Genomic DNA, 18,648 nt, shown 5'->3' with positions numbered 1-18,648 from the left:
TGATCTCCTCCACAAGAACGCACAATCCCCAAGACCGGGATCGGTCTTGGGAAGGGATCATGCGTCGGTTCAAAGTGTTGGAGCATCCTCCTTGCGCGGGATCGCGCATGCCGCTCCAGCTGATTGCCGTTGCAAAAACTGCCTCCCATCGGCATCAGCAAATGGATGCTAACCCAGGGTCAACCATTTGTGCAACATCGATATAACAGTGCCGGGCGGCCAATTATCGGAATTGTCGGAATTTTGATGGAGCTGGGCTGCCCGGCTTCCATTCTCGCGCCACGGCCCTAGTTTGAACCGCGCCGAGCCCATTCCGTAAGACCAGCCATCCCGGAGAATTGCATGAAGCCGCACATCGTCTGCCATATGCTCGCCTCGCTCGATGGCAGTCTTCATCCGAGCCGCTACACGGCGAGCCCCGATGGCGGCGTACCGGAGTGGTCGGGCCTCTATGAGAAGATCCACGGCGATCTCGAAGGTGACGCCTGGATCGTCGGCCGTGTCACTATGGCCGAGATGAGCAAGGCCGGCGTGCACCCGCCGGCACAGATCGGCAAGGTCGAGCGGCCGCATCATTTCGCGCAACGCGATGCGGGCAGCTTTGCCGTGGCGCTCGATGCCTCGGGCAAGCTCCATTTCGCCAAGCCGGATGTCGGAGGCGACCATGTCGTGGTGCTGCTCGGGAACGATGTCTCCGACAGCCATCTGGCGGAACTCACCGCCGACGGCGTGTCCTACATCGTCTCGGAAACGGCTGAGATCGACCTCGCCGCCATGCTCGACGTGCTCGGGCGTGAACTTGGCATCCGACGGCTGCTGCTCGAAGGCGGCGCCGGCATCAACGGCTCCTTCTTCGCGGCCGGGCTTGTCGACGAGCTCAGCCTGCTCGTCGCGCCCGCGCTCGATGCGCGGGCGGCAAATCAGGGTTTTGTCGAGTTCGGCCAAAGCGGCCTCGCCGGCAAGATGCAGTTGTCGCTGACAAGCTGCGAAACCCTGGCGCATGGGCTGATCCACTTGCGCTACGCCGTCAGCCCTGGCTGAGGCCGAAAAGCAGGAAGCGGTTTTCCGTCCAGTTGCCTGGTGCAGAAGTCTGACGGTCGGCTGTGCTTGCGTTGACCGATTGCACGCCTCCATCACTTCGTCATCCACGGGCGGAGCAAGGAGCGTAGCGACGCGGCGCAGACCCCGGGAGCCGCGCCGCAGCCCAAGGGATCCATGCCGGGACTCCTGAGCGCCGCAAACGGTGCAGAATTCTGCTCCGCTGCACCCTTCGACCAAGGTCACGGAATGGATCCCAGGGTCTCCGCGACGGAGCTTCGCTCCTGCTCCGCCCAGGGATGACGAAGTTGGGGAGGCTTCGGCCAACCTCGAACGTTGTGCCGCAGCCCCTCAATACCGCATGGCATCCAGATCGGCGATAAGCGTCGGGCCGATCGGGTGCCAGCCGAGCCGTGCCTGGGTGAGCGCGCTGGAGGCCGGCAGGTCCATGGGAGCAAACATTCCCATCCAGCCGAAATGCTCCGCTGCCTTTTCCGGCGCGATCGAAACGACCGGCAATTTCAGGCCCCGGCCAAGCGCTTCGGCGATGGCGCGCACCTCGACGCCTTCTTCGCCGACCGCGTGGTAGCGCGCGCCCGGCTGGCGCTTTTCCACGGCAAGCCGGTAGAGGCGTGCCGCGTCCAGGAGATGACCCGCCGAAAAGCGATTGCGGCCTTCGCTGACATAGGCCGAGACGCCCTTCTGGCGCGCGATCTCGATGAGCGGCGTGATAAGCCCCTGCTTGACCGGATTGTGCACCTGCGGCAGGCGCACCACCGCCACATTGATGCCGGCCTCCAGCAAGGCATTGCCGGCGAGTTCCGAGGCGATGCGCGGATTGGGGTGGCTGGCGTTGAAGACGTCCTCGACCGCCAGCTGGCCATGTCCGGGGCTGCCCATGCCGACGCCCGAAGTGATCACCAGCGGCCGGTCGGAGCCGGCGAGTGCCTGGCCGAGCGCTGCGATCACTTGGCTGTCCTTTTCGCAGTTTTCGGCAAAGCGCGAAAAATCATGGTCGAAGGCGGTGTGGATCACCGCGTCCGCCTCCGCCGCGCCGCTGCGCAGGCTCGTCGGATCCTCGAGAGTTCCGCGATGCACTTCGGCGCCCGCGGCGGCCAGCCCCTCGGCGCCGGCGTCGGAGCGGGTGACGCCGACCACCTGATGGCCGGCTTGGATGAGTTCGGGCACAAGCGCCGAGCCGATGAAGCCGGTGGCGCCGGTGAGAAAGATACGCATGCAAAATCTCCTGCGGTTGCCTGCGTACTATCGACGGTCTATTATTCCATTAAAGTAGTGATCTTATCATGGTATAATGGCTAACAGGATGCCCACCCCCGGTTCGCTCGCAGCCTTCCTGAAAGACCGGCGCACCCGGCTCGACCCAGCGTCTTTCGGCTTTTCCGGCCGCCGGCGCACGCCGGGGCTGCGCCGCGAAGAGGTCGCCCAGCGCGCCAACATCAGCCCGACCTGGTACACATGGCTGGAACAGGGCCGTGGCGGCGCACCCTCGGCCGATGTGCTGAACCGCATCGCCAAGGGGCTGCTTTTGACCGAGGCCGAGCGCGAGCATCTGTTCATGCTGGGGCTCGGGCGTCCGCCCGAGGTGCGCTACAGGGGCGACGAGGGCGTCAGCCCCCGCCTGCAGCGGCTCATCGACACGCTCGAGGCCAGCCCTGCCCTGGTCAAGACCGCGACCTGGGACGTCGTTGCCTGGAACCGCGCCGCCGAGATCGTGCTGACCGATTACAGCGCCATCCCCGCCGGCCGGCGCAACATCTTGCGCTTCATGTTCCTCACGCCCCACATCCGCGCCAAGCAGCACGATTGGCAAAACCTCGCCCGTTTCGTGGTCGGCGCGTTCCGGGCCGATGCGGCGCGCGCCGGCGCGGTCTCCGAGGTCACCCAGCTGGTGGACGAGCTGTGCGGCGGCAGCGCCGAATTCGCCACGCTGTGGCAGGAGAACGACGTGCTCGCCCATGGCGACGGAACAAAGCGTCTGAAGCACCCGGAACTGGGGGACATCGAGCTGGAATATTCGTCCTTCGCGGTCGACGGCAGGCCGGATTTGAACCTGACCGTCTACAACCCGATCGACAGCGATGTCGCCGACCGTATCCGGGCGATGGCCCGGTGTCCCAAGGGGTGAAAGGCTGGGCGGTCATCTGCTACGACAGCACCTCAACTTCGCTCGCACACCGCTTTAAGAATCTGCAAGGTCGGCCCCCAATAGAGATTGGCATGCGGCCGGATCGCCGGTTCGGCGAAGTCGCTGAGCGTCAGCGTCAACAGCGTGCCGCCGTCAGCCGGCGCCAGGGCGAAGCTGACCAGCGTGTGGTTTTCAGGCACGTCCGCCAGGCGCGAGGCCGACAGCGTGCTCCAGTAGCTGTAGGCGAAGCTCTTCTCCGGCTCGAGGGCCGTGACAGTACCGTGGTTCTCGAACGCCATGCCATGCAGCATCCCGCGTATCACGATCGTACCGCCGGCATGCCCTTCCAGGCTGACGCTCAGGTCCTCGTCGGACATCCATTGCGGGACCATCGCGGGCGTCGTCAGCACGCGCCAGACTTTGGCCGGCGCGGCGGCAATGGCGACAGTCTTGACGATCGGTTCGGAGGGATCGGTCACGACGCGCTTTGGCCTGAGGACTCGGGCGCCAGCACCAGGGCGATCTCCTGCGCCGCCTGCGCGGCATGGCGGCGCACGGTGGCAAGGTCAAGCATGCTGTAGCTGGTCGCCACATAGGGCACGGTGAGTGCTGCGATGGACTGGCCGAACGGCCCGATGACGGGAAAGGCAAGATCGATGACACCGGGCTGCAGCCCGTCCGCGACCTCCTCATGGCCGGCGGCGCGGATGCGGGCAAGCGCATCGCGCATACCGGCCTTTTCGTCAGGGACGGCAGAGGCTTGCAGCCATTGGCTGACTCTGTCCTGCGGCTGGAACGCCATCAGCGTGCGGCCGGTCGCGGTGGCAAACAGCGGAAACTCGGCGCCGACGCGCACCCGGAAGCCGAACGCCGCCGGACTTTCGACCTGCGCCACGATCAGCACCCTTCCGGCATTGTGGACACCGAGATTGCAGGATTGCTGGATCGCGTCCGACAGCCGCCGCATCGATGGCAGCGCCGCCTGGACGAGGCAGCGCAGCGGCTCGTGCCGGTGCGCCAGCTCGAACAGGCGCGGCGACAGGAAATAGAGCCCGGCCGGGCGGTCGCGGAAGATGTAGCCGCGCCGCTCCAGCGCCTGCAGCACGCGGTAGATCTGGTGGATCGAGCGGCCGACCGCCTCGGAAATCTGGCCCTGGTTCAGCCCGTCCTTCTGCTCCGCCAGCAGTTCGATGATGTCAAACGCCTTTTCCAGGGCCGGAACCGAATAGTCCGGGGCGTCAGCAATTTTGCCAGCCATGCAAACCTTCCAGGACCAGAATCAGGAATTGCGGGCAAGTATAGTCAGCGTGCCGCACCCATCGTAGCCATCATCAGCCGGGCGATGCGCCGGTTGATGTCGTCTGGCACCGGCTGCGCGCCTGTCGCCAGGTTTTCGCCCGCAGCACCTTCGCCCTTCACCACTCGCTCCAGTGACAGCGCCTGCAGCATGAAGCCGATATCCATGGATTCGATCGAATTGCCCTTCGGCTCGACGCCGGCAAGGTTGAACATGCGCCCCTCGGCGACGAGGATGACATGCCTTCCATTGGCGAGGTCGAGACGCCGCAACGTGCCGTCCAGATCGGTGGTGCTGGTCGTCATGGCGGCGAGACCCTCAGTGTCGATCTCCCACGGGAAATGCCCGGAATTGGCCAGTACCGCGCCATCCTGCATGGCGGCGATCGCCTCGGCCGGCAGCACGCCGGCGCGGCCGGTGGCGGTGATGAACACTTCCGCCCACGGCGCCAGCTCCGCCAGCGGTGCCGCGCGATAGCCGTCGAGAGCGGCCTCGAGCGCCTTGATCTCGTCGACCTCGACAACCGCGACGCGGCCGCCGAGCGCGCGCAGATACTGCGCGATGCCGCGCCCGCACCAGCCATAGCCGATGACGCAGAAGCGTCGGCCTGGGATCATCAGATTGGTGATGCGCATGAAGCTTTCGACCACAGATTGGCCGACCGCGTGCTTGTTCTCGCCGATCGCCTTCAGCGGACTGTCGTTGATGACGATCGAGGCGAACGGCACCTTGCCGGCCAGTTCGCCGCGCAGCCGGTCGCCGCCCGATGTCGTCTCCTCGGTGCCGCCCAGGATGGACGCCGCCCTGCCGCGTTCGACAATGCCGGCGGCAAGGTCGGCGCCATTGTCGAGCAGCATGTCGGGCTGCGCGTCCAGCACGCGTGCCAGATTGGCATGATGGTCGGCGAGCGTATCGGCGCGGCGACCGAACACGCCGATGCCCTGGCTCTGCAGGAAGGCCACGACATCGTCCTGCGTCGAGCCGTGATTGCCGGTGCCGACGATCTCGGCGCCGCCTTCGGCCAGCACTTCGAGCAGCACCGCCGTCTTCGGCTCGATATGCAGCGACATGCCGATGCGGCGGCCGGCGAAGGGGCGACTGGCGCGGAACTCCTCACGCAGCGTGGCCAGCATCGCCATGCGCGAACGGATCCAGGCGACACGGCCGCGGCCGCGCTCGACCAGCTCGGAGGTCGCCGGATTGGCCGGGGCTTGGGTCATTCGAAGTCTCCGATCATGATCCATATTTAACATTTGCAAAAAAGTTTTTTGCATATGACGAATATGGCAGAAGGTCGTCGGGCGGGCAACCCGCTGCACATTTCCAGGCAGACCCCTTGTGCGGGCTATCATTATACATTATATGCAATTGTATATTGATAACAGCCCTGGTGCTCGATATGACCATGATCCGTGTAAATGACGTGCTGAGCGTCGGTCCCCAGCCCTCGATCTCCGAAATCCGGTCGCTTGCTGGCCATGGGTTTGCAGGAATGATCAACGCCCGTCCCGACGGCGAAGAGGCCTCCCAGCCCGGAAACGCCGCCGAGCGGGAGGCGGCCGGTCACGCCGATGTTTCCTACACCTTCATACCCGTCACCATGCCGACCATCACCGAGGCGGACGTGCGGGCCTTCCAGGCGGCCATGGCCGATGCCGGCGGCCCGGTCTTTGCGCATTGCAAGACCGGCACGCGGGCCCTGACCCTGTACGCATTGGGCGAGGCGCTCGACGGCCGTATGTCATCCCAGGATATCGCGGCTCTCGGCTTGAAACTCGGCATCGACCTGTCGGCGGCGTCGCGATGGTTCGAAGCGCACAGGCAATTGCGACCGGACGTGAAGGGATTCTTCGATCCCCGGACAGGGAGCGTGCAATATGTGGTTTCGGACCCCGACACCCGGAAATGCGCCCTTATCGATCCGGTTCTTGATTTCGACGAGAAGTCCGGAGCGACCACGACGCGCAACGCCGACGCCATGCTGTCCTATGTTGCCGAGAACGGGTTGAGCGTCGAATGGATTCTCGACACCCATCCTCATGCCGACCATTTGTCGGCCGCGCAGTATCTGAAGCAGAAGACGGGCGCCCCGACCGCGATCGGAGCGCCGGTGGTCGATGTCCAGCGCCTGTGGCGGGGCATCTACAACTGGCCCGAACTTCGTGTCGACGGTTCGCAGTGGGACAGGCTGTTCTCGGATGGCGACACGTTCAAGGTCGGTTCCATAGCGGCGCGCGTGATGTTTTCGCCCGGTCACACCCTGGCCTCGATCACCTACGTGATCGGCAACGCGGCCTTTGTTCACGACACCATCTTCATGCCCGACAGCGGCACGGCTCGTGCCGATTTTCCCGGTGGTGACGCCCGCATCCTGTGGAAATCGATCCAGAAGATCCTGGAGCTCCCGGACGAAACCCGCCTGTTCACAGGCCATGATTACCAGCCGGGCGGACGCGCGCCGAAATGGGAAAGCACGGTCGGCGAACAGAAGCGCACCAATGCACACCTGGCCGGCGTGAACGAAGAGGCCTTTGCCGGATTGCGAGCGGCGCGTGACCGAACGCTGCCGATGCCGAAACTCATCTTGCATGCCTTGCAGGTCAACATCCAGGCGGGGCGCCTGCCGGAGCCGGAAGCAAACGGTATGCGCTATCTGAAATTTCCTCTCGATGCGTTGCAAGGAGCCGTGTGGTGAGCGAGATCCAGCCTTATGCAGTGAAGATGTCGCCCGCCGACATGGAATCGCGCGCCGGCGAAGTGGCGGCGCTGTTGAAGACACTGGCGCATCCAATGCGGCTGATGCTCGTCTGCACCCTTGTCGAAGGCGAGTATTCGGTCAGCCGGCTGGAGGAAATGCTCGACATCCACCAGCCGAGCCTCTCCCAGCAACTGACGGTGTTGCGCGACGCCAACATTGTGGAAACGCGGCGAGACGGCAAACAGATCTTCTACCGGCTGACCGCCGAGAAGGCCGCTCAGTTGGTTGCGGCACTTTACACGATCTTCTGTTCGGACGGCCGGCCATGACCTCTTATCTCGTATCCCTTCTTGGTGGAGCCCTTATCGGTCTTTCCTGCGTCATCCTGTTGATGCTGAACGGCAGGATCGCCGGCGTCAGCGGGATTGTCGGCAAGGTGGTCCAGGGCATCGATGTCTGGACAAACGCCGCCTTCGTCGCCGGATTGCTGCTTGGCCCGGTGGTGTACTTCGCGGCCTTTCATCATTGGCCAACCGTGACCGTGACGGCATCGCTGCCCTTGATCATGCTTGCGGGATTGCTGGTCGGCTTTGGGTCCCGAATGGGCTCGGGTTGCACCAGCGGTCATGGCGTGATGGGGCTGGCCCGGCTATCGCCACGTTCGATCGCCGCGGTCCTGACATTCCTTGCGAGCGGCATCGCGGCCGTCGCGCTTCTTCGCGGAGCCTTCCTGTGAGACACACCAGACTACGGCCTGTCGCCGCCTTGGCCGCGGGCACGCTTTTCGGATTTGGCCTGGCGCTGTCGGGCATGCTCGATCCTGTCCGCGTCCAGGGCTTTCTCGACGTTTTTGGTGCGTGGGATCCAAGTCTTGCCTTCGTGCTGGGCGGCGCCGTCGCGGTTGCGATGGCAGGCATGGCCTCTATCCGGCGGATGTCGCGCCCGCTGCTGGCGGATCGCTTCCATTGGCCTGTGAATACGCGGATCGACGCCCCTCTGGTCGTCGGCTCGGCGATCTTCGGCCTTGGCTGGGGCCTGGGCGGGTTTTGCCCCGGCCCGGCGATGGCTTCGCTGTCGCTAGGGCTGACGCCAACGCTGGCCTTCGTGGCCTTTATGCTGGCCGGGATGGTTGCCCATGACCGCTTCCTTCTCGGGAGACTGTCATGACAGCAACCTCGTTTGCCGCCGTCGGCTCTGGCGGCCTGGTCGGTTTCACCCTTGGTCTGGTCGGCGGCGGCGGATCGATCCTTGCCACGCCCCTCCTGCTCTATGTCGTCGGCGTCGCCCAGCCGCACATTGCCATCGGCACAGGCGCGCTTGCGGTGGCCGCCAACGCAATTGCGAACTTCGGCAGCCATGCCTTGAAGGGTCACGTCTGGTGGCGCTGCGCGCTTGTCTTCGCCGCACTGGGCTCTGTGGGGGCTTTCGCGGGATCGACGCTTGGAAAGTCAATCGACGGGGCGCATCTGCTTTTCTTCTTCGGGCTGCTGATGCTGGTGGTCGGCGGCCTGATGGTCCGACCCAGGCGCGGCACTTCGGCCACGGTCCGGCCTGTCGACGCCAAGATGTGCGCGATGACCGCAGCGGTCGCCATCGTCGCCGGCGCGGCCTCCGGCTTCTTCGGCATTGGTGGCGGCTTCCTCATCGTTCCCGGGCTGATCCTGGCCACCGGAATGCCGACAATCAACGCGATCGGCACCTCCCTGCTTGCCGTCGCGGCCTTCGGTCTCGCCACGGCCTTCAACTACGCGCAATCGGGAATGGTTGACTGGCAGTTGGCCGGCGAATTCATCGTTGGTGGTGTTGGCGGGGGCTTGATCGGCATGTTGGCGGCGACCCGCCTGGCATCCTACAAGAACGTGCTCAACCGCATCTTTGCCGCACTGATCTTTGTCGTTGCGGGCTATGTTCTCTACCGCAGCATCGGCGCGTTCACCCTGGGATAGCGGCCGATCCGGACTTCCGCATCATCCCTTGTGTTCGAACACCGCCCCGTAGTGATACGGCGGCAGATCAACCATTCGCAGAAGCCGGAAACCAGCAGCCTCCAGAACCGCCGACACCGCTTCGGGTGACATGCGCATCTCCGTCCTGGGGCCGCGCGGCTGGCCCAGCACGGTCGTCTGCTCTCGCGGCAGCTGATGCCAATTGACGAGCGCAAACAGGCCGCGCGGCTTGAGCGTACGGGCCACGGCTTTGACGAGGGCCGGCTGATCGGGCACACCGTGGAAGGTGTTGGCGATCAGAACAAAATCGATCTTTTCGGGGATCAGTTCCGCGACTTCGCCGGCATCCGCGACAATCCATTTCAGGACCGAAACGCCGAGCTGCTTCACCTCGGCCTTGGCCGCCTCGATCATGTCCGGGTCGAGGTCGAGCGCATAGACGCGGCCGCTGACGATTTTCGCAAGAGGAGCGGTGAAATAGCCGTCGCCGCAGCACAGGTCCAGAGCCGTCATGCCCGGCTCGACGCCCAACGACAGCAAGAGGCCCGACGGGTCTGGCCAAAGCGCCTGCCACCAATCGCGGTCAGGCATGGAGGTGGCGGGAAACATTCCAGTCATGGGCGGACGCTCAAACATTTCGCTGCGGGGCAGCTTTGACCGGCAGGCCGCCAAAGGCAACGCCTCCAAAATCTGGGGCGCCGGCGACGGTCATCCAGCGGCGTGCGGCGCGACCGCGGCCGTGCCGCTCTCCTCAGCCTTGCGTGATTGCCGTCTGATCAAGGCGATGGCGGCGAAGGCCGCGATGCCGAACAGGCCGACCACGACATTGAACCACAGGGCCGGGAAAACACCGAGGCCCGATATCATCAAGGTCAGGCCAAACGGCGCGAAGGCTGAACTGAACTGGCGCGCCGCCGTGATCCAGCCGACATAGGAACCGTAGCGCTCCTGGCCGAACAATTCGAGCGGCAGCGTGCCGCCGACAATGCTCATCAGGCCCGAGCCGAAGCCGAAGAGCACGGCAAACAGCATGGCGCCGGGAACGGAGGGCGCCACCACGAGCAACACCGCAAGGCCGCCGGCGAGTGCCGCGGTCGCGCCGAGCGCCAGCAATGTCTGCGACAGACCCCGGCCGAACAGCATGTTGACCAGCCGGCTCGCCACTTGCGAAGGGCCAAACAGGCTGGCGACCAGAACCGAGGCGCCGCCGAGGCCGACCAGTGTGAGCAGCGGCACCATCTGCACAAGGATCGCCGAAAGCACGAATCCCTCTATGGCAAATCCGGCCAGCACCAGGATGAACAGCGGCGACCATCGCCGGCCGGGCGCCACGCCCGATAGGCCTGACGTCGCCGGGATGATCCGCTCCCTTGCCTTGCCGGCGCGGCCCGAAAGCCGGGCCAGCCACCAATGGATCGGCAGGCAGACAAAGGCGTTGAGCGCGGCAAAGAGAATGAGAACCTCGCGCCAGCCGAGATGCTGGTGCAGCAGAGTCGTCAACGGCCAGAACAGGGTCGAGGCGAAGCCGGCGATCAAGGTGAGATGGGTGATGCCGCGCCGCGCGCCGCCGAGTTGCACGATGGCGACGAAGGCCGTGCTGTAAAGCACGAAGCAGGAGGCAAGTTCCATGGCCAGCACGCCGACGGCAAAGCCGGCGCGCCCCGGCGCCAGCGCGCACAACAGCAACGCGCCTGCCGCCGCCAGCGAACCCGGCACCATCAGGCGCCCTGCCCCGACCCGGTCCGCCAGGCTGCCCGCGAACGGCGCCAGGATGGCGCTCGCCAGCAGCGACACCGACAGCACGGCGAACACCCATTGCTGCGACCAGGCGAGTTCCGCGGCCACCGCCGGCGCCAGGATGCTGTAGCTGTAATACAGCGTGCCATAGCCGACGATCTGCGTGGCGCCCAGCGCCCAGATGGCGGAGGCTGGGATCTTGCCGTCGCTCACTCGGCTGCTTCCATCTTGCCGGCGCAGCCGCAACCGCTTTTGCCGGCCGCCTTGGCGTCGGCATCCGCCACGCAGCAGGCATCGATCGCCGCCGGCGCCGGCCCGCCGCAACAGCCCTGCGACGCGCGGCCTGCCGGTACGGTGCAGACGCCGGTTTCGGGCAGCACCAACTGCACGGCGTCGGCCGCCGCCATGTCGCCGGCAAGCGCCGCCGCGACCGAGCGCACCTGCTCGTAGCCGGTTAGCAGCAGGAAGGTCGGCGCACGGCCATAGCTCTTGATGCCGACCGTGTAGAAACCGGGCTCCGGATGGCTGAGCTCGCGGTGGCCGTGCGGCGGCACGTCGCCGCAGGAATGCTCGTTGGGATCGATGAGCGGACCGAGCGCCTTGACGCCTTCCAGCCACGGATCGAGATCGAGCCTGAGCTCCCGGGTCAGCGACAGATCCGGGCGCTGCCCCGTCGCGGCGATGATGCGGTCGACCGGCCCCAACTCCAGCAAACCGTCTTGGCCCTGCCCCTCGACGATCAGCCTTCCGTCACGCTCGCGGATCGAAAGCGTCGCAAAGCCGGTCACCAGCTGGACGCGGCCGCTTTCGGCGAGCTCGCGCACATTAGCGCCAAGTTCGCCGCGCGCCGGCAATTGGTCGGCGTCGCCGCCGCCATAGATGCGCACGAGATCGGTTCCGCGCACCGCCCAGATGAAGGCCGTGCCGGGCGCCTCATCCGCCAGCCTGGCAAGGTCGAGCAAGGCGTTGGCCGCCGAGTGGCCGGAACCCGCGACCAGCGTCGTGCGGCCGGCATAAAGCGCGCGATCGCGGCCAAGGACATCCGGGATGCCGTAGGCAATGCGATCGGCGAAGTCCGCCTCGCCCTCCGCCGCGATGCCGCCGGCGCCGAGCGGGTTGGGCGTGCGCCATGTCCCCGAGGCGTCGATGACCGCGCGGGCGCTGTCGCGCCTTGTGCCATCGGCGGTTTCGACCACGAGCATGAACGGCCGTGCCGCGCGCTCGCTGCCGCGCACCTTGTCGGCGCCCCAGCGCGATATGGCGACGACGCGCGCCTCGGTTTCGATGGCCGGCGCGAGTTCCGGCAGGCTGGCGAGCGGCTCGAGATAGTGCGCGACGAGTTCATCGGCGGTCGGGAAGGCTTCCGCGTCCGGCATCCGCCATCCATGGCTTTCGAGCAGCTTCCTGGCCGCCTCATCGACGCAATAGCGCCACGGCGTGAACACCCGCACATGGCCCCAATCCCGCAGATTGGCCGCGACACCATCGCCGGCTTCGTAGAGCTTCACCGGCAGGCCCCGGGCCATCAGATGAATGGCGGCCGTCAGGCCAACCGGGCCGGCGCCGATGACGGCGATGGGCAGATCGTTTTGCGTGGCCATAGCTTCTATCCTTCCGGTATTATGGAAATAACAGGCAAAAATTCAGGCGGCCGCGTCATCCGCTGCCGGATTGCAGGCCGCATCGGCGCAGCATTCGTCGGCCAGGAAGCCGATGAGATCGTTCATCATGGGATAGTTGGCGCGGCAGATCAGCGTCGTCGCCTGCCGCTCCTGGCTGACCAGCCCGGTCAGGATCAGGCGGTGCAGATGGTGCGACAGCGTCGAGGCGGCGATGCCGAGGCTCTCCTGCAGGAAGCCGACCGGCCGGCCCGCCTCGCCGGCCCGCACCAGGATACGATAAAGGTTCAGCCGCGTCGGATTGCCGAGCGCTTCCAGTTGTTTGGCTGCTTGTTCGAGTTTCATGGAAATAGCATGCGACTAACGACGGAAACCGTCAAGCCATATTTCGAAGAATATCGAAATAGCCTTCAGACCACCCGCTTGCCGCCAGCATCGACGACGACCTCGCCGTCCTCCTTGGTGAACGGGCCGATATCCGGATTGGGCAGGATATCGAGCACCGCTTCGGACGGCCGGGCCAGCACGACGCCGAGCGGTGTCACCACGATCGGCCGGTTGATCAGGATCGGATGCGCCAGCATGAAATCGAGGATCTCGTCGTCGCTCCATTTGGGATCGCCAAGGCCGAGTTCCGCATAGGGCGTGCCCTTCTCGCGCAGCAATTGGCGCGGCGTCATCGCCATCGCCGCGATCAGTTCGACGAGCTTTTCGCGCGACGGCGGCGTCTTCAGATATTCGATCACCTGCGGCTCCTCGCCCGACTGGCGGATGATCGCCAGCGTGTTGCGCGAGGTGCCGCAGGCCGGGTTGTGATAGATGGTGATGGTCATGGCGCGGCTTTCATTTGCGTGAGGGTCTTGTCAGGGAGGGTCTGGGGTTCAGCCAGCAGCCACCCGGCCAGCGCCAGCGCCAGCAGCGCACCCCCCAGTTCCGCCGCTATGAAGGCCGGTACGTCGGATGGCCGGATGCCGGCAAACGTGTTGGAGAAGGCACGGGCAATGGCCACCGCCGGATTGGCGAAGGAGGTCGAGGCCGTGAACCAGTAGGCTGATGTGATGTAGAGCCCGACCAGCCACGGGATGGCGTCGCTGCGAAAGCGCAGGCCGGCAAGGATGGTGAAAACCAGGCCGAAACTCGCGACCAGTTCGGCCAGCCACTGCCCCTGCCCGCTGCGCACCGTTGCCGACACCTCGAGCAGGGGCAGCTCGAACATGGCATGCGCCACCAGCGTGCCGGCGAGACCGCCAAGAATCTGGACAGCGATGTAGCCCAGCGCCGCCAGCCAGCCGATGTCGCGTCGCAGCCCGAAAACCAGTGTGACGGCCGGGTTGAAATGCGCGCCGGAGACCGGTCCCAGCGTGGTGATCAGCACCACCAGAATGGCGCCGGTGGGAAGGGTGTTGCCGAGCAGCGAAAGTGCGACATCACCGGTCAGCCGGCTGGCCATGATGCCCGAGCCGATCACCGTGGCGACCAGCATGGCGGTGCCCAGCGCTTCGGCGGCGAGGCGGCGGCGAAGGTCGGTCATGTCAACCTCAACATTTGCAGGTCACGGCCTGGAGGATCGGCTGGCAAAGCTCCGGCGCGCCATTGCAGCAATCCTCCATCAGATAGGCAAGCAGATCGCGGAACCCTGTCATATCAGCCCTATAGCGGATGCTGCGCCCGTCGCGTTCGGCATGCACCAGCCCGGCCTGGCCGAGGATCTTCAGATGCGCCGACATGGTGTTCTGCACTGTGCCCAGCCGCGTGGCGATCTCGCCTGCCGGCACACCTTCGCCCCCGGCCCGAACCAGCAGCCGGAACACCTCCAGCCTGGTTTCCTGGCCGAGTGCCGCGAGCGCCAGCAATGCTGCTGTCCTGTCCATCAATCCATCTATCCAGATTTATGGATTAATGGCAGCCGACCATGACAGTGCCGTGACAGCCAGGGCTCACGCTTTGCGCCGGGAAGCGGTCGGGCGTGGTTCGCTGAGATGCGGGCGCCAGCCATGCACGCGGTCGCGTCCCGCGGCCTTGGCGCCGTAGAGCGCCTCGTCGGCACGCCGCAGCAGATCGGCGATCTCGATGTCAGCGCTCCCGTCGAAAGTGCCGACCCCGATGCTGACGGTGACGATGCCCTTTTCGCTGCCGGCATGCGCAAGCCGGAGGTCGCGCACCTTGCTCCGCAGCGTTTCGGCGATGACGAAGGCACCCCGCGCGTCGGTTTCGGGCAGGACGAGCGCGAACTCCTCGCCGCCATAGCGGGCCGCCGCGTCGGCCGGCCGCCGCGCCGTTGCCTCGATGCAGCGGCTGACGGCGCGCAGGCATTCATCGCCCGCCGGATGGCCGTAATGGTCGTTGAAGCGCTTGAACCAGTCGACATCGATGATCAGCAGGCTGAGCGGCGTCGTGTTGCGCCGGCCGCGGGCGAATTCGCGCGCCAGCGCGTCGTCGAAGGCCCGCCGCGTCAACAGTTCGGTCAGCCCGTCGCGGTGTGCCAAGAGGTTCAGCTTCTCGTTGGCCGCCAGCAATTCGGCCTCGACCTGCTTGGCCTCGGTGATGTCGGAAAACACACTCAGGCTGCCGCCATCGCCGGTCGGCCGGGTCCGCACATCGAGCCAGCGCCCGTCGGCAAGCTGGACCTGGCGGTGGCTGGATAATGTCTGCAGGGCCATGATGTCGGCGATCCACGCCTCGACCGCGTCGGGCGGCGTGACACTTTCGCCGCGCGCCACCGAGGCGCGCAGGATGTCGCGGTGGTGAGCACCGGGCACCCTCAAGTCCGCCGTCTTCGGAAACAGGGCGCGGTACCGGGCGTTGCACAGCACCAGCCTGTCGTTGGAATCGAACATCACCAGGCCGTCGGCCATATGCGTCAGCGCGTCGCCGAGCCTGGCCTGGCTTTCGGCCAGTTCGGTTTCCAGCTGCTTGCGCTGGGTGATGTCGCGATTGTGCGTGATCAGGCCGATTACGGCCCCGGCCCTGTCGCGAAACGGCGCCTTCAGCGTCGCCAGCCAGGCATCGGTGCCGTCCTCATGGTGTACGTGTTGCTCGATGGTGGAGGCGACGCCCGATGCCAGCACGGCAAGCTCGTCTTCGCGGAATTCCTGCGCCGTCTCACGCGGGTAAAAATCGAAATCCGTCTTGCCGATCAGCGCCTTGGCGTTGGCCGCCTGCATCAGTTCGGCCGTTGCCGGATTGGCGGCGATGAACCGCCCCTCAAGGTCCTTGACGTTGAGGCAATCGGGCAAGGTCTCGACCACGGCCTTGAAGATGCGCCGCGACTGCAGCGCTTCGAGGCGGCGCCGTTCCTGATAGATCGCCAGCCCCGACATCGCCACGGAGACAAAGATGAGCAGTGTCGAGGGAAACACCACTTTTGGCAAAACCGTCTCGATGACCGACCGCGGCAGGACGCTGAGGCCAAGCAGCGATCCGCAGGCGGTCGCAGCCCCCAGGATCATGATATCGGCCATGCCGGGCCGGCGGCCCCTGAGCGCAAGATTGCCGGTGATGCCGACCAGCATGGTCGCCGCGATCCCGACCGCGCCGGCAAAGGCGCCGATGCCGCCCTCGAAAGTGCGGAAGGCGCCGGCCATCACGCCGGCGACGATGCCGGCGACAGGACCGCCGAAGAAGCCGGCAATGCCAACCATCGTCGCCCTGAGATCGATAAAAACGCCCGGCTGCAACTGCATCGGCGTCAGCATCAGGATGACGGCGCCGGCGCCCATCAGCAGGCCGAAGGCCACCGCCTTGACCGCGGCCGGCCTGCGGTCCAGCCACACATGCGTGTGGATCCAGACCGAAACGAACATCGCAACGACCGCGAGATTGGCCAGCAATTCGGACCAGGGCGAACCCATGCTTCGTCCCCCTTCTCGATGCGTCGAGGGTGCGTCCGCAATCGGCGACGCTGCCCTCGTGGATACGCCGGGCAAGAAAACAAAGTGTTACGGACCGGGTTTGGATTGTTCGGATGTGCCGGCAAGGTTGCGTTGCCAGGGCGGCGGCCTACCCCCAGCGCATGCCACCGACAAAATCGATAAAGGCGCGCAGCGGCGCCGGCGTCAGGCGGCGGCCGGGATAGTAGAGGAACGGGCCGGAAAATTCCTGCCACCAGGGTTCCAGCACCGGCTCCAGCCGGCCATCGTCGAAATAGGGCCGCAGCCAGTCCTCGAACAGCGAGACGATGCCGCCGCCGGCGACCGCCACTTCAAGCGCAAGGGCCATTGCCGTGCCGGTGCTGACCAGAAGCGGGCCGGTCGGCTCGACGCTCACCACCTCGCCGTCGCGTTCGAACTCCCAGGGCGGCGTCAGGCCGCTGGCGAAGCGGCCACGCAGGCAGGCGTGATCGAGCAGGTCGCGCGGATGCTCGGGCCGGCCATGCCGGTCGAGATAGGGCGTTGCGGCGGCGGTGGCGAAGCGCTGCCGGCGCGGGCCGATCGGCACGGCGATCATGTCCTGCTCCAGCCGTTCGTCATAGCGGATGCCGGCGTCGCAGCCGCTCGCCAATATGTCGACGAAACTGTCCTCGGCGGTCACTTCCATGCGGATGTCGGGATAGGCGGCGAGGAAGGGCGGCAACAGGCGCGGCAACACCAGTTTCGCCGCGACGACCGGCACGTTGAGCCGCAGCGTGCCGGCCGGGCGGCCGCGAAAGCCATTGACCACGTCGAGCGCCGCCTCGACCTCGCCGAGCGCCGGGCCGAGCCGTTCCAGCAGCCGCGCGCCGGCCTCGGTGGGCGCCACGCTGCGCGTGGTGCGGTTGAGGAGCCGCACGCCGAGGCCGGTTTCCAGCCGCCGCACCGTCTCCGAGAGACTGGAGGCGCTGACGCTGCCCACCCGCGCCGCCTCGCGAAAGCCGCCGGCGCGCACCACCGCCATGAATGCCTGGAGGTCGCCGAGATCCGTTGCCATTGTTCGCCTTTCCGCACAGGCTGTGCCGATTGCACCATATTATCGTGCAGGTGCGCCTTGTCTACATTGGGCCGATCCACAGGAGATGAGACTATGACCGACATCAGCAAGGCCGGAACCTTCAAACTCGGCGACCGCACCGTAAAACGCCTCGGCTACGGCGCCATGCAACTGGCCGGACCGGGCGTCTTCGGCCCGCCGAAGGACCGCGACGCAGCCCTTGCCGTGCTGCGCGAGGCAATCGCCAGCGGCGTCGACCACATCGACACATCGGATTTCTATGGCCCGCACGTCACCAACCAGATCATCCGCGAGGCGTTGCACCCCTACCCTGCCGGCCTCACCATCGTCACCAAGGTCAGCGCCCGGCGCGGCGCCGATGCATCCTGGCTTCCCGCAATGTCGCCCAAGGAACTGACTGAGGCCGTGCACGACAATCTGCGCAATCTCGGGCTTGATGTGATCGAGGTGGTCAACCTGCGCTCCATGCATGGCATCCACGGCCCCGCCGAAGGATCACTCGAGCCGCAGTTGAACACGCTCGCCGAATTGCAGCGCCAGGGCCTCATTCGCCATATCGGCATGAGCAACGTCACATCGACCCAGATCGCCCAGGGACGCAGTATCACCGATATCGTCTGCGTGCAGAACCAGTACAATATCGCGCATCGCGACGACGACGCGCTGATCGATGTTCTTGCCGCCGACGGCATCGCCTATGTGCCGTTCTTCCCGCTCGGCGGCTTCACGCCGCTGCAGTCGGACACGCTGGCCAATGTCGCCCGCAAACTCGGTGCAACCCCGATGCAGGTGGCGCTCGCCTGGCTGCTGCGCCGCGCGCCCAACATCCTGCTCATCCCCGGCACCTCCTCGGTCGGTCATCTGCGCGAGAATTTGGCGGCGGCGGAACTGGAGCTGCCGGCCGATGCGCTCGCCGTGCTGAACGGCATAGCGGACGAGAAGGCAGCCGCCTGAGGCGACGGCTCGACCATGCCAGCCGGGGCAGAACCTGTCCCGGCTGCTTCGACAGCACGCCTCCACGTCGCCGCCCCTGGCAAATCAAAGACATGTAGAAGCCAAGCATCAGGAATACAAAGCCGGGACAAGACTTCAAATTCCCGTTAACCGCCCATCAATCGAGTGGACTTCGGCGCCATCAGGTATAGAGTGTATTGATACTGGTGCTTGAAAGTATTTGGCGGGGAAGCAAAAGCCCGATCCTGAAGGGGCAACCAGGATCGGAGCGTTGAATGCGCTGGTGG

Annotated in this window: 21 protein-coding genes; 8 read left to right on the top strand and 13 right to left on the bottom strand. The window is 65.7% G+C overall.

The window, feature by feature from the left end; genetic code table 11:
* Window positions 1-342 precede the first annotated feature (342 nt).
* A complete protein-coding gene (locus JN279_RS15565) occupies window positions 343-1,041 on the top strand; it encodes a RibD family protein (protein WP_202353244.1) in 699 nt (232 codons plus the stop codon).
* Window positions 1,042-1,389: 348 nt separating this feature from the next.
* Here the strand turns inward: JN279_RS15565 and JN279_RS15560 are convergent, their stop codons facing one another.
* Window positions 1,390-2,274: an SDR family oxidoreductase gene (locus JN279_RS15560; RefSeq protein ID WP_202353243.1), complete on the bottom strand. Its 885-nt coding sequence runs from the start codon at window positions 2,272-2,274 to the stop codon at window positions 1,390-1,392.
* Between the two features lie 76 nt (window positions 2,275-2,350).
* On the opposite strand from JN279_RS15560, the gene JN279_RS15555 reads away from it, so the two are divergent.
* Entirely contained in the window at window positions 2,351-3,184 is an 834-nt protein-coding gene (locus JN279_RS15555; protein ID WP_202353242.1) for a helix-turn-helix transcriptional regulator, read from the top strand.
* A 32-nt stretch (window positions 3,185-3,216) separates the two neighbouring features.
* Here JN279_RS15555 and JN279_RS15550 read toward each other — a convergent pair whose 3' ends face one another.
* From JN279_RS15550 to JN279_RS15540, 3 genes are read right to left on the bottom strand one after another with little or no spacing between them, the layout of a single operon-like run.
* The gene (locus JN279_RS15550) at window positions 3,217-3,663 is read right to left on the bottom strand and encodes an SRPBCC family protein (protein ID WP_202353241.1); all 447 of its coding nucleotides are present in this window, start codon (window positions 3,661-3,663) and stop codon (window positions 3,217-3,219) included.
* Window positions 3,660-4,442 (bottom strand): IclR family transcriptional regulator, encoded by a 783-nt coding sequence (locus JN279_RS15545; protein WP_202353240.1) that lies wholly within the window; start codon window positions 4,440-4,442, stop codon window positions 3,660-3,662. Before JN279_RS15545 ends, JN279_RS15550 begins: the two co-directional genes overlap by 4 nt.
* Before the next feature lie 44 nt (window positions 4,443-4,486).
* Complete coding sequence (locus tag JN279_RS15540) at window positions 4,487-5,701, bottom strand: adenosylhomocysteinase (protein WP_202353239.1); 1,215 nt, start codon at window positions 5,699-5,701, stop codon at window positions 4,487-4,489.
* A 179-nt stretch (window positions 5,702-5,880) separates the two neighbouring features.
* On the opposite strand from JN279_RS15540, the gene blh reads away from it, so the two are divergent.
* From blh to JN279_RS15515, 5 genes are read left to right on the top strand one after another with little or no spacing between them, the layout of a single operon-like run.
* Entirely contained in the window at window positions 5,881-7,176 is a 1,296-nt protein-coding gene (gene blh / locus JN279_RS15535; RefSeq protein WP_202353731.1) for a bifunctional sulfur transferase/dioxygenase Blh, read from the top strand.
* 26 nt (window positions 7,177-7,202) lie between these two features.
* Entirely contained in the window at window positions 7,203-7,508 is a 306-nt protein-coding gene (bigR, locus tag JN279_RS15530; RefSeq protein ID WP_096457619.1) for a sulfite-sensing transcriptional repressor BigR, read from the top strand.
* A complete protein-coding gene (locus tag JN279_RS15525) occupies window positions 7,505-7,915 on the top strand; it encodes a YeeE/YedE family protein (protein ID WP_096448461.1) in 411 nt (136 codons plus the stop codon). The genes bigR and JN279_RS15525 overlap by 4 nt, the downstream gene beginning before the upstream one ends.
* Window positions 7,912-8,346, top strand: a complete 435-nt coding sequence (locus tag JN279_RS15520) for a DUF6691 family protein (protein WP_096448463.1) — start codon at window positions 7,912-7,914, stop codon at window positions 8,344-8,346. The genes JN279_RS15525 and JN279_RS15520 overlap by 4 nt, the downstream gene beginning before the upstream one ends.
* A complete protein-coding gene (locus JN279_RS15515) occupies window positions 8,343-9,125 on the top strand; it encodes a sulfite exporter TauE/SafE family protein (protein ID WP_096448465.1) in 783 nt (260 codons plus the stop codon). Before JN279_RS15520 ends, JN279_RS15515 begins: the two co-directional genes overlap by 4 nt.
* A 21-nt stretch (window positions 9,126-9,146) precedes the next feature.
* Here the strand turns inward: JN279_RS15515 and JN279_RS15510 are convergent, their stop codons facing one another.
* From JN279_RS15510 to JN279_RS15470, 9 genes are all read right to left on the bottom strand, one after another.
* Window positions 9,147-9,743 carry a class I SAM-dependent methyltransferase gene (locus JN279_RS15510; RefSeq protein WP_202353730.1) on the bottom strand — a complete coding sequence of 199 codons (597 nt, stop codon included), beginning with the start codon at window positions 9,741-9,743 and terminating at the stop codon, window positions 9,147-9,149.
* 90 nt (window positions 9,744-9,833) lie between these two features.
* Complete coding sequence (gene arsK / locus JN279_RS15505; protein ID WP_202353238.1) at window positions 9,834-11,075, bottom strand: arsenite efflux MFS transporter ArsK; 1,242 nt, start codon at window positions 11,073-11,075, stop codon at window positions 9,834-9,836.
* Window positions 11,072-12,463 (bottom strand): NAD(P)-binding protein, encoded by a 1,392-nt coding sequence (locus JN279_RS15500; RefSeq protein WP_202353237.1) that lies wholly within the window; start codon window positions 12,461-12,463, stop codon window positions 11,072-11,074. The genes arsK and JN279_RS15500 overlap by 4 nt, the downstream gene beginning before the upstream one ends.
* Before the next feature lie 42 nt (window positions 12,464-12,505).
* A complete protein-coding gene (locus JN279_RS15495; protein ID WP_202326610.1) occupies window positions 12,506-12,826 on the bottom strand; it encodes an ArsR/SmtB family transcription factor in 321 nt (106 codons plus the stop codon).
* A gap of 65 nt (window positions 12,827-12,891) precedes the next feature.
* Entirely contained in the window at window positions 12,892-13,314 is a 423-nt protein-coding gene (arsC, locus tag JN279_RS15490; RefSeq protein ID WP_202353236.1) for an arsenate reductase (glutaredoxin), read from the bottom strand.
* Window positions 13,311-14,012, bottom strand: coding sequence for an aquaporin (locus tag JN279_RS15485; protein ID WP_202353235.1), 702 nt, complete (start codon window positions 14,010-14,012; stop codon window positions 13,311-13,313). Before JN279_RS15485 ends, arsC begins: the two co-directional genes overlap by 4 nt.
* 7 nt (window positions 14,013-14,019) lie before the next feature.
* Window positions 14,020-14,352: an ArsR/SmtB family transcription factor gene (locus JN279_RS15480; RefSeq protein WP_202353234.1), complete on the bottom strand. Its 333-nt coding sequence runs from the start codon at window positions 14,350-14,352 to the stop codon at window positions 14,020-14,022.
* Between the two features lie 66 nt (window positions 14,353-14,418).
* Window positions 14,419-16,332, bottom strand: a complete 1,914-nt coding sequence (locus JN279_RS15475; protein WP_202353233.1) for a diguanylate cyclase — start codon at window positions 16,330-16,332, stop codon at window positions 14,419-14,421.
* 148 nt (window positions 16,333-16,480) lie between these two features.
* Window positions 16,481-17,386, bottom strand: a complete 906-nt coding sequence (locus tag JN279_RS15470) for a LysR family transcriptional regulator (protein WP_202353232.1) — start codon at window positions 17,384-17,386, stop codon at window positions 16,481-16,483.
* Between the two features lie 93 nt (window positions 17,387-17,479).
* Here JN279_RS15470 and JN279_RS15465 point away from each other — a divergent pair, with 93 nt between their 5' ends.
* A complete protein-coding gene (locus tag JN279_RS15465) occupies window positions 17,480-18,361 on the top strand; it encodes an aldo/keto reductase family oxidoreductase (RefSeq protein WP_096448483.1) in 882 nt (293 codons plus the stop codon).
* Window positions 18,362-18,648: the final 287 nt, after the last annotated feature.

The organism is Mesorhizobium sp. 113-1-2 (assembly GCF_016756475.1).
GTDB classification, from domain to species: domain Bacteria; phylum Pseudomonadota; class Alphaproteobacteria; order Rhizobiales; family Rhizobiaceae; genus Mesorhizobium; species Mesorhizobium loti_C.
The sequence above is the reverse complement of the archived record's forward strand: the minus strand, read 5'-3'. Positions and strand labels throughout refer to the sequence as shown.

Bases quoted from the DNA above. Each gene is read 5' to 3' on its own strand.
- JN279_RS15565 (WP_202353244.1), top strand. From the start codon at position 343: ATGAAGCCGCACATCGTCTGCCATATGCTCGCCTCGCTCGATGGCAGT.
- JN279_RS15560 (WP_202353243.1), bottom strand. From the start codon at position 2,274: ATGCGTATCTTTCTCACCGGCGCCACCGGCTTCATCGGCTCGGCGCTT.
- JN279_RS15555 (WP_202353242.1), top strand. From the start codon at position 2,351: ATGGCTAACAGGATGCCCACCCCCGGTTCGCTCGCAGCCTTCCTGAAA.
- JN279_RS15545 (WP_202353240.1), bottom strand. From the start codon at position 4,442: ATGGCTGGCAAAATTGCTGACGCCCCGGACTATTCGGTTCCGGCCCTG.
- JN279_RS15540 (WP_202353239.1), bottom strand. From the start codon at position 5,701: ATGACCCAAGCCCCGGCCAATCCGGCGACCTCCGAGCTGGTCGAGCGC.
- blh (WP_202353731.1), top strand. From the start codon at position 5,881: ATGACCATGATCCGTGTAAATGACGTGCTGAGCGTCGGTCCCCAGCCC.
- bigR (WP_096457619.1), top strand. From the start codon at position 7,203: ATGTCGCCCGCCGACATGGAATCGCGCGCCGGCGAAGTGGCGGCGCTG.
- JN279_RS15525 (WP_096448461.1), top strand. From the start codon at position 7,505: ATGACCTCTTATCTCGTATCCCTTCTTGGTGGAGCCCTTATCGGTCTT.
- JN279_RS15515 (WP_096448465.1), top strand. From the start codon at position 8,343: ATGACAGCAACCTCGTTTGCCGCCGTCGGCTCTGGCGGCCTGGTCGGT.
- JN279_RS15510 (WP_202353730.1), bottom strand. From the start codon at position 9,743: ATGACTGGAATGTTTCCCGCCACCTCCATGCCTGACCGCGATTGGTGG.
- JN279_RS15500 (WP_202353237.1), bottom strand. From the start codon at position 12,463: ATGGCCACGCAAAACGATCTGCCCATCGCCGTCATCGGCGCCGGCCCG.
- JN279_RS15495 (WP_202326610.1), bottom strand. From the start codon at position 12,826: ATGAAACTCGAACAAGCAGCCAAACAACTGGAAGCGCTCGGCAATCCG.
- arsC (WP_202353236.1), bottom strand. From the start codon at position 13,314: ATGACCATCACCATCTATCACAACCCGGCCTGCGGCACCTCGCGCAAC.
- JN279_RS15485 (WP_202353235.1), bottom strand. From the start codon at position 14,012: ATGACCGACCTTCGCCGCCGCCTCGCCGCCGAAGCGCTGGGCACCGCC.
- JN279_RS15480 (WP_202353234.1), bottom strand. From the start codon at position 14,352: ATGGACAGGACAGCAGCATTGCTGGCGCTCGCGGCACTCGGCCAGGAA.
- JN279_RS15475 (WP_202353233.1), bottom strand. From the start codon at position 16,332: ATGGGTTCGCCCTGGTCCGAATTGCTGGCCAATCTCGCGGTCGTTGCG.
- JN279_RS15470 (WP_202353232.1), bottom strand. From the start codon at position 17,386: ATGGCAACGGATCTCGGCGACCTCCAGGCATTCATGGCGGTGGTGCGC.
- JN279_RS15465 (WP_096448483.1), top strand. From the start codon at position 17,480: ATGACCGACATCAGCAAGGCCGGAACCTTCAAACTCGGCGACCGCACC.